We start from the raw sequence: 12,792 nt of genomic DNA on the forward strand, positions 1-12,792 counted from the left end.
GGGCTTCTCCCATCGCTAGCGAGTCCTCACATGTTACGGCCGCCGCCCGGCAACTGAGACAACTGTCCATGTGTCGGACGGCCGTTACCGGATCGTGCCCCGGCCCCGCGCACGCCCGAGCGACTACCGCCGGTCCGGCAGGCGGACGGCGGCGAGCTGGGTGGCCTGGGCCACGAGGCGGCCCTTGTCGTCCCAGACGTGCGCCATCTCGTCCATCCTCTCACCCGAGATGTCCGTGGCCGCCAGCCGCACCCTGACCGGCCCGGGGGCGGGCAGCCTGCGCAGATAGGCAGAGAGCTGGATCGTCGGCACCCACCCCGACAACCCCAGGTCGAACGAGACTGGTGGCACCGGGTCCAGTGCCACCAGCAGGCTGAGCGGGTCCCAGTCGGAGCCGTCGGCCAGCCGCTGCCAGCTCGCCATCACCCCGCGCCCGGAGGGAGCGCCGGCGGCGAAGGCCAGGTGCGCGGGGTCCAGCCGCTCCTCGATCACGCCCATCAGCGGCACGCTGAAGCTCGCGCCAGGGGGGTCGACGGTCATGCGGAAGCAGTCCTGCTCGGGCGGGAGGTCCACCGGCTCGTGCCCCGACCACCACGGGTCGGCGTCGTCCAGCAGGCCCAGCGTGATGTGCGCCTCGACCCGGATGCGCTCTTCCTGCACGAGAGCGGCCCTGACCTGGGCCACGGTCCTGCCGACGCGCAGCGTCTCGACCCGTGCGACGGCCGCGCCCGGCTCGGGCGGCTCGATGAACGTGCCGCTGACGGCCGTCACGTGCGGATGCCCGCCGCCGGCCGCGCTCTCGCAGGCGGCCCGGCCCAGTACGGCCAGGAGATAGCCCCCGTGCAGCCGGCTGCCCACACTCCACCGCGCGTCCAGGGTGGCGCCGAACGCGCCATCCCCGTGCGCCGTCACAGCGGTCGCTTCCTGAAAAATCCCCATATGGAGTACGCCCCTTCCGCAGGACCTCAGATTGACATCGTTAACTTGACGACGTCAATGTGAGATTCATGAGCACCAGACGCGTACGCGCCAGACGCGGAGAAGGGGCCCTGCTGCGCGAGGAGATCCTGCGCGCGGCCGAGGACCTGCTGGCAGAGGCGGGCACCGAGGACGCGCTCACCCTGCGCGCCGTGGCCGACCGCGCGGGCGTCTCCACACCCTCGGTCTACCTGCACTTCGCCGACAAGGACGCGCTCGTCGAGGCCGTCTGCATGCGGGTCTGGGACGAGCTGGGCCGCGTGTTCACCGGCAACCTCGGCGGCGACCCGTTCCTCGCGCTCGGCAAATGCGCCCGCGCCTACGCCCGCTTCGCCCTCGACCACCCCGTGCAGTACCGGGTGCTGATGCTGCGCCCGTCAGCGGCGCCGGGCGTGCCACCGGCCGCCGAGACGGCCTTTCGCCACATGGTGGCCGCCGTCGCGGCCTGCGTGGAGACGCGGGTGTTCGAAGGCGACCCGGAGAAGCTCGCGCTCGGCCTCTGGTCGGCCGTGCACGGCTGCGTCTCCCTGCTGATCGCGCAGCCGGCGTTCCCCTGGCCGCGCGACAGGGAGGCGCTGCTCGACCACATCGTCCGCCAGGCCGGCTTCGGCGCGGCGGTGTATTCGCGGCTGCCCGCCACGCTGCCACCGAGCAAAGAGCTGGCCGCCCGTCTCGACGAGTTCGGCGCGAGACTGGCGGCCGGAGCGGATGAACCTGGAGCGGACGAGCCCGGTCAGTCCTCGCCGTAGCGGGCGGGCAGCGCCTGGGCGGCGATGTCGTAGATGCGGTCGATCTCGGTGGTCGTCAGCGCCCGCTCCCGCTTGGTGATCCACTTGCGCGCGCGGTCGCCCTGGTAGACGTCCACGCCGCGAATGGTCATGATCTTCCAGGGCACGGGCGGGCCGTAGATGGCCAGCGACGGCACCACGGCGATCTCACGGCCGAACGACTCGCTGATCAGAGTGCTGGCCTGCGACGCCTCCCACTTGGCCTCGGTGAGGCGGGGTTTCATGTCGAACGGGCCGTGAAAGAGCTTTTTGCCCATCTGCACGCGTACGGGCAGCCGGCGGTCCCACTTCTCGGAGTCGACCGCGTAGACGCCCGTCGGGCCCACCACGAGGTGGTCGATCTGAGCCTCGCTGCCCGGGATCGCCCGCGCGTGCAACGTGCGATAGCCGCTGCGTTCGAGCTTGCGCAGCTGCGCCTCGGTGCGCCGCTCCGCCACGGACGACCGCCGCCACGCCGGCACGGAGGAGTTGGAGCGTGCCCGCCAGACCGCCTCGAGAACGGCCGCGATCACGCCCGCGGTCACGCCCACCCGCCAGTCGCGCACGAGGAACCCCACCACCAGACCCGCGGCGACCGCCACGATCAGCCGGTTGCGCAGGCGGCGGAAACGGGGTTGTTGCAGCAGGTCGCGCACGGACGCGCGCTGGAGCGGCGCGTACGTGGAGGTGGGCGCCGAAGGCTTGGCGGCGGCGGTCTGCTCGCTTTCTGGTCGGTCGCTCACCCAGATGGGAGACGCGTTGAGACCGTCTTCTCGCTGGTTGTCGGAGTCCACGTCACTCACCGTAGCCCGGGGATTCGATCGATTCCTAGTGTTGCCGCGTCCATAGTTTTATGGCCCAGCTCATCGTGTTCCACGCCTGATTTCGGGGTATGTCTACTGTTCTTCTCTAGAGAAGCACCGGCAAACGATCTTACCGGGAAAAGACGCGGGGGTCGCGGCCGGCATCGGGTCTGGCCGGACCCGCTCACGAGGATTACGGTCTTGTTGTGAACAGCGCGGCAGAGATCCTGCTCTTTCTCATCGGGGTGTCCATGGGGCTGTTCGTGCTGATCAGCCTGCTCGTCATGGTGCCGGGGCGCGGCGCGCGCCGCCGGATCGAAGCGGGCCCGGTGTGGCTGGGCGGCCCCTCCAGGAGCGAGCGCGGCGTGAGCACCTCAGGGCTGGTGCTGGCCGACCGCGTGCCCGCATGGGCGGACGTGCCCGAGCACGACTGGGTGGCCGCGGCCGAGACCGCCGAGCCCGGCAGGCGCGTCGGTGGCGCCTCCGCGGGATGGTGAGGTGCGCATGAAGGGACTGACCGCCGCTCAGGCCGACGACGTCAGGAAGGCCCTGCACACCGCCGAGCGCCGCAGCGGGCTGCGGTTCGGCGTCTTCATCGGCGAGCCGGTGGGCGGGCGCCGCCACTTCGCCGAACGCCTGCACGCCGCCCTGGGTGACGAGGCCGACCGCGCCGTGGTGATCTTCGTGGACCTCGCCGGACGGGGGCTGGAGATCGTCACGGGCGAGGACGCGCGGCGGCGGCTGAGCGACAGCGCGTGCCGGCTGACCGCGATGTCGATGGCCACCGCCTTCAGCGTGGGCGACCTGATCGGCGGCCTGCTGTACGGCATCGCCGCCCTGGGCGAACAGGCGACCGCCCGTCGCTAAGCGCCGCCGTTCCAGGCGCCTGCCGCCCGGCGGCTCCGGCGTGCCCGCACCGCCGGGCGTCAGTGCCGTTCGAGCAGGCGTACGACGTGTTCGCTGACCCCGGCCAGCAGTGACGCCGGCTCGATCGGGGCCTCGGCCACGGCCGAGAACAGCGACGGCAGCCCGGGCAGCGGAAACCCGTCGTCCTTCAGCGCCGCCGAGCCGACGGCGTTCTTGTCCAGCCCCGCCCGGCTGCGCTCCCAGGCGTCGAGCACCTCCTCGGGCGACGGTACCCCGAACCCGTGGCCGACGGGGGCGGCGTGGCGCAGCCGGACGAGCGGCGTCTCGGCGAAGGCCAGCGCCGTGCGCGCCCGCGACTGCAGGTCGGCGCGCGGCTCGGGATCGATCCAGTCCATGGCCGTGCACGGGTTGCGGCAGGTCGCCACGCACACGGCCACCGCCCCGGCGACCTGGCTGTGCTGCCGGTCGAAGTACGCCCGCCAGCCCTCCGCCGGCTCCCCGGACACGCGCAGGGTCCGGTTCGTGGCCGACTGCTCGGACTTGGTGTGGTCGCACTCCCGGTCGCCGATCACGCCGAACCTGCTCCCTGACGCGCTCAGCCCCGCGGGCCACCTGGCGGGATCGCCGGCGTGCCCGAGCTGCGGCTCGAAGGCCAGCAGCGGCAGGTATTCGCTGGCGATGTGCACGGCGGCGATCATCGGGCTCAGCTCGCGCCGGTGCCACCGTACGGCGATGACCTCCAGCAGCAGCCCGTACGCGGGACGCAGCGACTCCAGCGCCCCGCGCGGCTGCTCGCGCGGCGTCTGCGGCATGTGGCAGGCCCGCGCCCGCCGCCGCAGGTCGGCGGGGACAGCCCGGGCCTCGGCCGCGAAGTCCTCGGCGTCGAGCGAGAGCAACCGCTGCCCGAACTCGCACACCTCCGCGATCTCCTCGTCCGGTGCGAGCGCGCCCAGGTCGGCGAAGGCGTAGCGGCGGGCCAGGGCGATGAACAGGTCACGAGTCGAGTCCACGCGACGACTTTCTCACGATCAGCGACCGGACAAGGACATGGAACCCAGGGAGGCCGGAGCCGGGCGCGCTGCTCCAGGAGCGCCGATCTGACCGGCATCACCCCTGCCACCAGCCAGGACACGCCGCCGGTCGCCTGCCGCGCGCCTCGGGCTGATCAGCCGGGGCAGGGCGCGCGGACGCACTGGATCTCCCCGGGCGGCCGGGTGATCGTGGGCTCGGCCGTCGGCTCCTCAGGCCCAGGCGTGGTCGGGTCGGGCGTCGGCTCCTCGGGCTCCGTCGTGGCAGGCGTGGTGGGCGGCGTGGTCGTGCCCGGGCGCGTGGTGGTGGGCTCGGCCGTCACGGTGGGCGGCGACGTCGTCGCCACGGGCGCGGAGCGCGTGGGCCTGGGTGCCGCCGTGCGCTTGACCGGGGGCGGCGACGCCAGGTCGCGGCCGGTGGCCGGCGGCGAGGAGGGGGTGAACTCGATCGTGGTGCTGCCGATCACCGGCGGCGGCACCTCCTCGCTGGCGGCGGGCCCTGAGGGCCGCAGCCAGACGAAGCCCGCCACGGCCAGCGACACCGCCACGGCGGCCGTGATGGTCAGCGCCGCCCGCGTCACGCGCCGCCTGGGCGGCATGGGCAGCGTCTCGGGAGCGGTCAGCGCCTGGCGCGCGGCCTGGGCCATCTGCGGCGCCGACTGCCAGCGCGCGTCGGGCGCCTTCTCCAGCGCCCGCTCCACCACCTGCCGCGGCCCCGGCGGCACGTCGCCGGGCAGCCGCGGGATGGGGGAGTTGAGGTGCTTGAAGATGATCTGTACGGGAGTGTCGCCCTGGAACGGCAGATGCCCGCTCAGGCACTCGTACGCCACCACGCCCAGCGCGTAGATGTCGACCGCCGGCGTCACGTCGCTGGCCGTGGCCATCTCGGGAGCGCAGTAGCCGGCCGAGCACAACATCGTCCCCGTGGCCGTGAGCTGGCCGGCCGAGGCCGAGTGGGCGATGCCGAAGTCGGTGAGCACCACCGCGCCGTCGGGCCTGACCATGAGGTTGGCCGGTTTGACGTCGCGGTGCACGATGCCCTGCGCGTGCGCGGCGGCCAGCGCGTCGCCGACCTCCGCCACCAGGCGCATGGTCGTCTCGACCGGCAGCGGGCCGCGCCGCAGGACGCGGTCGAGCGACTCGCCCTGCACGTATTCCATGACGAGGAAGCTCACCTGGCGGCCGCCGACGTCGCAGGTGCCGTAGTCGTAGACGTCGACCACGCCCGGATGCCTGAGCGTGGCCATGGCCCTGGCCTCGTTGTGGAAGCGCTGGGTGAACGTCGGGTCCTCGGAGAGCGCGGGCATGAGCACCTTGACCGCGACCGAGCGCCCGAGAACCGTGTCGTCGGCACGCCAGACCTCGCCCATGCCCCCGCCGCCGAGGCGGTCGCCGAGCACGTAGCGGTCGTTGAGGGTGGTCCCCTGGCCTAGCACGGTTTCGAGGCTAACACCGCGCCCAGGATGCCCACGTCAAGTCCGCGCAGCCGATCGGCCCCCGCGTTCCCGCGCGGGCCGATCGGCCGCATGATCAGGGCGGAGATCAGCCGGAAGCGGCGTCCTTCTCCCTGTTGCGCAGAGCGCGGCTGACACCGTCGGCGCCCTCCAGGATGAGCCGGCGCAGCGCCTGCGGCGGCTGCTCCCGCGCCAGGAAGTCCTGCGCCGCCCGCACCGTCTCCGGCTCGATCAGCAGCGAGGGGAAACACCCGACGGCGAACGTCGAAGCCTGGTCGAACGTCCACTCGCGGTAGATCCGGCCCACCTCCGCGAAGTACTTCTCGCGGTACGGCGCCAGCAGTTCGGGGTGGTGCGGGTCCTGGAAACCGCCGATCGTCGTACGGGCGATGTGGTTGGCCAGCTTGCCGCCCACGATCCGTTCCCACGCCGCCGCCTTGGCCTCGGCGGACGGGATCGCGGCCCGGCAGAGCGCGGCCTGGCGCTCACCCGTCGCCGTAGGGTCCCGTTCGAGCTCGGCGTCGATGTCGGCCTCGGCCAGCCGGCCGCCGGAGACCAGCGCGTGCACGAGGCTCCAGCGCAGGTCGGTGTCGACGCTCAGCCCCTCGGGCACCGAGGTGCCGTCGAGGATGTGCTCCAGCAGGTTCAGGTCCTCGTCGGCGCTGGCCACGGGGGCGAACGCCTGGAGGTAGGCGAGCTGCTGGTCGGAGCCCGGCTGGGCCGAAGCGAGCAGCGAGCGCAGCTCGGCGGCCAGCAGCGCCAGCCCCTCGGGCCGCCAGGCCGGGTCGGCGTACTGCTGCACCGCCATGCGCGCCTGGCGCAGCACCGCCTGCAGCACGGTGATGTCGCTGACCGTGCCCGCCCCGGAGACGACCAGCTTGACGTAGTCGCGCGTGGACATCTCGCCGTCGCGGGTCATGTCCCAGGCCGCCGACCAGCACAGGGCGCGCGGCAGCGACTCGGTGAACGCGGCGATGCCGCCCTCGACCAGCGTCCGCATCGAGTCCTCGTCGAGCCGGATCTTGGCGTAGGTCAGGTCGTCGTCGTTGAGCAGCACCAGGTCGGGCTGCTCCTCGCCGACGAGCTGGGCCACGTCCGTACGGGCGCCGACCACGTCCAGCTCGACCCGCTTGGTCCGGGTCAGCTTGCCGTCGGCCAGCGAGTAGAGGCCGATCGCGACCCGGTGGGAGCGCAGCGTCGGATAGTCCGCGGGTGCCTCCTGGAGCACCTCGAACTTGGTGAAGCGCCCGCCGGACACCTCGAACGCCGGCCGCAGCGTGTTGACCCAGGAGGTCTCCAGCCACTCCTTCGACCAGGAGGACAGGTCGCGGCCGGAGGTGCGCTCAAGGGCGGTGAGCAGGTCCTTCAGCTCGGTGTTGCCCCAGGCGTGCTCGGCGAAGTAGTCGCGCACCCCGGCCAGGAAGTTGTCCAGGCCGACGTAGGCGACGAGCTGCTTGAGCACCGAGGCGCCCTTGGCGTACGTGATGCCGTCGAAGTTGACCTCGACCGCCTGCATGTCGGGGATGTCGGCGGCGATGGGATGGGTGGAGGGGAGCTGGTCCTGGCGGTAGGCCCAGGACTTCTCCACGTTCGCGAACGTGGTCCACGCGCCCTTGCCCCACCGCGTCGCCTCGGCCTGGGCCAGCACGGACATGTAGGTGGCGAACGACTCGTTCAGCCACAGGTCGTCCCACCAGCGCATGGTGACGAGGTCGCCGAACCACATGTGGGCCATCTCGTGCAGGATCGTCTCCGCGCGCCGCTCGACGACCGCGTCGGTGACCCTGGACCGGAAGACGTAGTCCTCCAGGAACGTCACGCAGCCGGCGTTCTCCATCGCGCCCGCGTTGAACTCGGGCACGAAGAGCTGGTCGTACTTGCCGAACGGGTAGCGCACGCTGAAGACGCGGTGGAAGAAGTCGAAGCCCTGACGGGTGACCTCGAGGATGTTGTCGGCGTCGAGGTGCTCGGCCAGCGACGCGCGGCAGTAGACGCCCAGGGGGATGCCGTCGTGCTCGGAGGTCACCTTGTGGAAGGGCCCGGCGACCAGCGCGGTGATGTACGTGGACAGCACAGGCGTGGCCGGGAACTCCCAGCGCCTGGCCGCCCGCACCGTGCCGTGCCGGCCGGCCTGCTCGGGCAGCTCGGTCACCACGGAGGCGGCGGCGTTGGAGACGACCTCCCAGCCGGCCGGGGCCAGCACCGTGAGCTGGAACGTGGCCTTGAGGTCGGGCTGGTCGAAGCAGGCGTACATGCGGTGGGCGTCGGCCGTCTCGAACTGGCTGTGCAGGTAGACCTGCTGGTCGACCGGGTCGACGAAGCGGTGCAGGCCCTCGCCCGTGCGCATGTAGGAGCAGTCGGCGTCGACGACCAGCACGTTGGACTCGGCGAGCGAGGGGAGGGGGAAGCGGCCCCGCTCGGCGTCGTAGGCCGACACGTCGAGGTCGGCGCCGTTCAGCGTGACCTTGCGGACGGTGGCCCCGTGCAGGTCGACGAAGGTGGACTCGCCCGGCCGGGTGCTGGTGAAGCGGACCGTCGTGACGCTCTCGAAGCGCTCCTCTCCCTCGGTCAGGTCGAGTGCGACCTCGTAAGACTCGACCTTCAACAGCCGGGCGCGCTCACGAGCCTCGTCCCGGGTCAGGTTGCCTGCCAAGTTGCGCTCCTTTTCACCACTTCGTCGGGGTTGTCCGTATCCTGCCATGCCGGGAATAGGACCCGAACCACCTCAGGTTACGGGCAGACATGACAGAGAAGATTCCCGTGGACCTGTGGTTCGACCCCTCCTGTCCGTTCGCGTGGGTGACCTCGCGCTGGTTGCTGGAGGTGGAGCAGGTCCGGCCGATCCAGCCGCGCTGGCGGCAGATGTCGCTCTACTTCCTCAACGAGGAGAAAGACGTACCCGCCGACTACCTCGAACGCGCCGCCAGGGCCATGGGCTCGGTCAGGGTCATCGCCGCGGCCGCGGCCAAGCACGGTGAGCACGTCATCGGCGAGCTCTACACCGGGCTCGGCACCCGCCTGCACAACCAGGGCATGAGCAAGCAGCCCGAGCGCCTGCGCGAGGTCATCGAGGGCGCGCTCGACGACGCCGGCCTCGAACGGAGCCTGGCCGAGGCCATGCACTCCGAGGAGTACGACGCCACCATCCGCGCCTCCCACGACGAGGGCATCGGCCTGGTCGGCCAGGAGGTCGGCACCCCGATCATCCGCGTCGGCGACAACGCCTTCTTCGGCCCGGTCATCACGAAGATCCTGCGCGGCGACGACGCGGGCAAGCTCTGGGACGGCGTCCTGGCCGTCACCCAGTACGACGACTTCTTCGAACTGAAGCGCACCCGCACCCGGCGCCCGCAGTTCGACTGATCCCCGAGGGGAAGAAAACCAGGCCGCGGTGGAAAGAGCTTATCCCCGGCTCAGGATGAGCCCTCGCCCTCGGGCCTGACGCACTGTAAAGATGGGGCCATGCGTCAGCTGTATATCGACGGCTCCTGGACCGCTTCGGCATCGGACGACTCCATCGAGGTCGTCAACCCGGCCACCGAAGAGATCATCGACCGGGTGCCCGCGGGTGTCCCCGACGATGTCGAAGCGGCGGCCGGCGCCGCCGCGAGAGCCTTCCCCGAATGGTCCCGGGTGACCCACGCCGAGCGGGGCAAACTCCTCGCCGACGCCGCCGAGCTGCTGAAACAGCGATCAGACGAGGTGGCCGAGATCATCGCCACCGACATGGGCGCGCCGCTGGCCTTCGCGCTCAGAGTGCAGACGCTCATGCCGGTGAGCGTCCTGGCCTCCTACGCCACGCTCGCCGCCGAGTATCCGCGCGAGACCCGCGTGGGCAACTCGCTGGTGGTCAAGGAGCCGATCGGGGTGGTGGCCGCGATCACGCCGTGGAACTACCCGCTGCACCAGATCGTCTGCAAGGTGGCGCCCGCCCTGGCCGCCGGGTGCACGGTCGTGCTCAAGCCGAGCGAGGTGGCGCCGCTGGCCGCGTACGCGCTGGCGGAGATCTTCCACGAGGTGGGCCTGCCGCCGGGCGTGTTCAACCTGGTCAGCGGCCGGGGGCCGGTCGTCGGCGAGGCGATGGCGGCCCATCCCGCGGTGGACATGGTCTCCTTCACCGGCTCCACCGCCGCCGGCCGCCGGGTGGCCGCGCTGGCCGCGGAGTCGGTCAAGCGGGTCGCGCTCGAACTCGGCGGCAAGTCGGCCAACGTCATCCTGCCCGACGCGGACCTCGCCCTGGCCGTCAAGGTCGGCGTGGCCAACTGCTTCGTCAACGCCGGCCAGACCTGCTCGGCGCAGACCCGCATGCTCGTCCAGCGCGACCAGTACGACGAGGCCGTCCACCTGGCCGTCGAGACGGCCCGCGGCTACCGGGTCGGCGACCCGTTCGACGACTCCACCAAGATCGGCCCGCTGGTGTCGGCGACCCAGCGCGAGCGGGTGATCCACTACATCAACCGCGGCCAGGAGGAAGGGGCCCGGCTGGTGGCCGGCGGCACCGACCGGCCGTACGAGCGCGGCTACTACGTCGAGCCCACGGTGTTCGCGGCTGTGGAGCCGGGCATGACGATCGAGCAGGAGGAGATCTTCGGGCCCGTGCTGTCGCTGATCCCGTACACGAGCGAGGACAAGGCGGTCGAGATCGCCAACGACACCAAGTACGGCCTGGCCGGAGCCGTCTGGGCGGGCACCGAGGAACGCGCGCTCGACGTGGCCAGGCGGCTGCGCACGGGCCAGGTGGCGGTCAACGGCGGCCGGTTCAACCCGCTGGCGCCGTTCGGCGGCTACAAGCAGTCGGGCGTGGGACGCGAGCTCGGCGAGCACGGGCTGGAGGAGTACCTCGAAGTCAAGTCGCTCCAGCTGTAGCCGCGCCGAACGGCCACCGAACGGCCACCCGAACGGCTCAGACGTACAGCCCGCCGGTGGCCAGCACGTTCTGCCCGGTCACCCACCGCCCGTCGGGCCCGGCGAGGAACGCGACCACCGCCGCGATGTCGTCGGGCCGGCCGAGCCGCCCCAGCGCGGTGTAGGCCGGCGTCGCCTCCAGCGCCTCGGGCGGGTTGGCGGCCCTCAGCATGTCGGTGTCGGTGGCCCCGGACGAGACCACGTTGACCGTGATGCCGCGCCCGCCCAGCTCCCGCGAGGCGACCTTGCTGAACTGCTCCATCGCCCCCTTGCTGCCGCAGTAGAGCGCCAGGGCCGGCGCCGGCACCACGGTGTTGAGCGAGGAGACGTTGATGATGCGCCCGCCGTCGCGCATCACCCGCGCCGCCCACTGGATGGACAGGAAGACGGACCGCGCGTTGACCGCGAACACCCGCTCGTAGTCGTCGTCCGTGATCGCGTCGAAGGTCTTCTGCCCCTCGACGGTGGCGGCGTTGTTGACCACGATGTCGACCCCGGGCAGCCGCGCCTCCGCCTCGGCGAACAGCCGATCGAGGTCCTGCCTGCTGCCGAGGTCGGCCCGCACCGCGTGCGCGCCCGTCGCCTTGGCGACCCGCTCGGCCGCCTCCGCCTCATGCCGGTAACAGAAGACCACGTCCGCGCCGTCGCCGGTCAGCCGCTCCACGACGGCCTTGCCGATGCCCCTGGAACCGCCGGTGACCAACGCGCCCTTGCCGGAAAGCACGCTCATGCGGCCACGTTATGCCCGCAGCAGGATGGAGCGGGCCTCGTTTCGCGGCAGGCGATCGACGAAGAGCTTGCCGTCGAGGTGATCGGTCTCGTGCTGGAAGCAGCGCGCGAGCGAACCCCGGGCCTTGACGCGCACGGGGCGCTGCAACCGGTCCAGCCCCTCGACCGTCACGCCCGCCGCCCGCGCCAGGGGCGCGTAGATCGGGGTGCCCGTCCGGCGGTCGGGCACGGACAGGCAGCCCTCCTGGTCGGGCACCTCCTCGGCGTCCTCGACGGTCAGCAGCGGATTGACCAGGTGCCCCTTGCGTCCCGCGATGTCGTAGACGAACAGCCGCCGGGGGACGCCGATCTGCGGGCCGGCCAGGCCGACGCCGTCGGCCGCGTACATGACCTGGAACATCTCGTCGATCAGCCGGCGCAGCTCGCGGTCGAAGTCCGTCACCGGCTCGGCGGGCGTGCGCAGGACCGGGTCGCCGACGACGCGGATCTCTCGCATGAATCTCTGCTTTCGCTTGCGTAAGGACTCGACAAGGTTAGCGGTCCTTACTCCAGTCGGCGAGCCCGATCCACGGCGCTGTGGAAGACTGGACGGGTGCGTGTCTACATCGGTGCCGACCATGCCGGCTATGAGCTCAAGAACCACCTCGTGTCCTGGCTGAAGGATCACGGGCACGAGGTGACCGACTGCGGTCCCTTCGTCTACGACGCCGAGGACGACTATCCGGCGTTCATCCTGCGCGCGGCCGAGGGCGTCGCCGGCGACCCCGGCAGCCTGGGGGTGGTCATCGGCGGGTCGGGCAACGGCGAGCAGATCGGCGCCAACAAGGTGCGCGGCATCCGCGCCGCCCTGGCCTGGAGCGAGGAGACGGCCAAGCTGGCGCGTGAGCACAACAACGCCAACGTCGTCAGTGTCGGCGCCCGCATGCACTCCACCGAGGAGGCCACCCGGTTCGTGGAGGTCTTCCTGGCCACGTCGTTCTCCGGCAGCGAGCGTCACAGCAGGCGCATCGCCCAACTGGCCGCCTACGAGACCATCGGCCAGCTTCCCTCGCTTCCCTAGCGAGAGCGCCCAGGGCGGGGCGGCCACGACATGAGCGGCCGTCCCCGCCTGTCTAGCCCTTGCGCCTGGAGTCGCGCCTGGGCATCTCGTCGCGCAGGGGCCGCCGGTCGGCGGCCTCCTGCTGCTCTTTCGACGGCTTGGAGACATCGCGGGCACGCATGGCCACGATGGCCGTGATCTGCAGGCTTTGCAACGCCATGC

At 71.5% G+C, this 12,792-nt stretch carries 14 protein-coding genes; 6 read left to right on the top strand and 8 right to left on the bottom strand.

Annotated elements, in window-relative coordinates:
* Positions 1 to 123: 123 nt before the first annotated feature.
* Positions 124 to 912 carry a thioesterase family protein gene (locus ABFX54_RS23900; RefSeq protein WP_346108181.1) on the bottom strand — a complete coding sequence of 263 codons (789 nt, stop codon included), beginning with the start codon at positions 910 to 912 and terminating at the stop codon, positions 124 to 126.
* Positions 913 to 1,007: 95 nt separating this feature from the next.
* Here ABFX54_RS23900 and ABFX54_RS23905 point away from each other — a divergent pair, with 95 nt between their 5' ends.
* Complete coding sequence (locus tag ABFX54_RS23905; RefSeq protein WP_346108183.1) at positions 1,008 to 1,727, top strand: TetR/AcrR family transcriptional regulator; 720 nt, start codon at positions 1,008 to 1,010, stop codon at positions 1,725 to 1,727.
* On the opposite strand, the gene ABFX54_RS23910 is transcribed toward ABFX54_RS23905, so the two are convergent.
* Positions 1,712 to 2,539 (bottom strand): nuclease-related domain-containing protein, encoded by an 828-nt coding sequence (locus ABFX54_RS23910; RefSeq protein WP_346108185.1) that lies wholly within the window; start codon positions 2,537 to 2,539, stop codon positions 1,712 to 1,714. The genes ABFX54_RS23905 and ABFX54_RS23910 overlap by 16 nt on opposite strands.
* Before the next feature lie 215 nt (positions 2,540 to 2,754).
* On the opposite strand from ABFX54_RS23910, the gene ABFX54_RS23915 reads away from it, so the two are divergent.
* Both ABFX54_RS23915 and ABFX54_RS23920 read left to right on the top strand, forming a co-directional pair.
* Positions 2,755 to 3,045 (top strand): hypothetical protein, encoded by a 291-nt coding sequence (locus ABFX54_RS23915; RefSeq protein ID WP_346108187.1) that lies wholly within the window; start codon positions 2,755 to 2,757, stop codon positions 3,043 to 3,045.
* A 7-nt stretch (positions 3,046 to 3,052) separates the two neighbouring features.
* Entirely contained in the window at positions 3,053 to 3,415 is a 363-nt protein-coding gene (locus ABFX54_RS23920) for a DUF5130 family protein (RefSeq protein WP_346108189.1), read from the top strand.
* A 59-nt stretch (positions 3,416 to 3,474) separates the two neighbouring features.
* Here the strand turns inward: ABFX54_RS23920 and ABFX54_RS23925 are convergent, their stop codons facing one another.
* The 3 genes from ABFX54_RS23925 to pepN all read right to left on the bottom strand — a co-directional run bounded on the left by ABFX54_RS23925 (position 3,475) and on the right by pepN (position 8,550).
* On the bottom strand, positions 3,475 to 4,425 hold the full coding sequence (locus ABFX54_RS23925; protein WP_346108191.1) for a hypothetical protein: 951 nt from the start codon (positions 4,423 to 4,425) through the stop codon (positions 3,475 to 3,477).
* Positions 4,426 to 4,580: 155 nt separating this feature from the next.
* Positions 4,581 to 5,879 (bottom strand): serine/threonine-protein kinase, encoded by a 1,299-nt coding sequence (locus tag ABFX54_RS23930; RefSeq protein ID WP_346108193.1) that lies wholly within the window; start codon positions 5,877 to 5,879, stop codon positions 4,581 to 4,583.
* Positions 5,880 to 5,985: 106 nt separating this feature from the next.
* A complete protein-coding gene (gene pepN, locus ABFX54_RS23935; protein WP_346108194.1) occupies positions 5,986 to 8,550 on the bottom strand; it encodes an aminopeptidase N in 2,565 nt (854 codons plus the stop codon).
* 89 nt (positions 8,551 to 8,639) lie between these two features.
* Here pepN and ABFX54_RS23940 point away from each other — a divergent pair, with 89 nt between their 5' ends.
* On the top strand, positions 8,640 to 9,260 hold the full coding sequence (locus ABFX54_RS23940) for a mycothiol-dependent nitroreductase Rv2466c family protein (protein WP_346108196.1): 621 nt from the start codon (positions 8,640 to 8,642) through the stop codon (positions 9,258 to 9,260).
* A gap of 99 nt (positions 9,261 to 9,359) precedes the next feature.
* Positions 9,360 to 10,763 carry an aldehyde dehydrogenase family protein gene (locus ABFX54_RS23945; RefSeq protein WP_346108198.1) on the top strand — a complete coding sequence of 468 codons (1,404 nt, stop codon included), beginning with the start codon at positions 9,360 to 9,362 and terminating at the stop codon, positions 10,761 to 10,763.
* Positions 10,764 to 10,800: 37 nt separating this feature from the next.
* Here ABFX54_RS23945 and ABFX54_RS23950 read toward each other — a convergent pair whose 3' ends face one another.
* Positions 10,801 to 11,532 (bottom strand): SDR family NAD(P)-dependent oxidoreductase, encoded by a 732-nt coding sequence (locus tag ABFX54_RS23950; protein WP_346108200.1) that lies wholly within the window; start codon positions 11,530 to 11,532, stop codon positions 10,801 to 10,803.
* Between the two features lie 9 nt (positions 11,533 to 11,541).
* On the bottom strand, positions 11,542 to 12,027 hold the full coding sequence (gene def, locus ABFX54_RS23955; RefSeq protein ID WP_346108202.1) for a peptide deformylase: 486 nt from the start codon (positions 12,025 to 12,027) through the stop codon (positions 11,542 to 11,544).
* Between the two features lie 96 nt (positions 12,028 to 12,123).
* On the opposite strand from def, the gene ABFX54_RS23960 reads away from it, so the two are divergent.
* Positions 12,124 to 12,591, top strand: coding sequence for a ribose-5-phosphate isomerase (locus ABFX54_RS23960; RefSeq protein WP_346108204.1), 468 nt, complete (start codon positions 12,124 to 12,126; stop codon positions 12,589 to 12,591).
* A 52-nt stretch (positions 12,592 to 12,643) separates the two neighbouring features.
* On the opposite strand, the gene ABFX54_RS23965 is transcribed toward ABFX54_RS23960, so the two are convergent.
* Entirely contained in the window at positions 12,644 to 12,790 is a 147-nt protein-coding gene (locus ABFX54_RS23965) for a hypothetical protein (protein WP_346108206.1), read from the bottom strand.
* Positions 12,791 to 12,792: the final 2 nt, after the last annotated feature.

This window comes from Nonomuraea maheshkhaliensis (assembly GCF_039529435.1).
Lineage (GTDB): Bacteria > Actinomycetota > Actinomycetes > Streptosporangiales > Streptosporangiaceae > Nonomuraea > Nonomuraea maheshkhaliensis.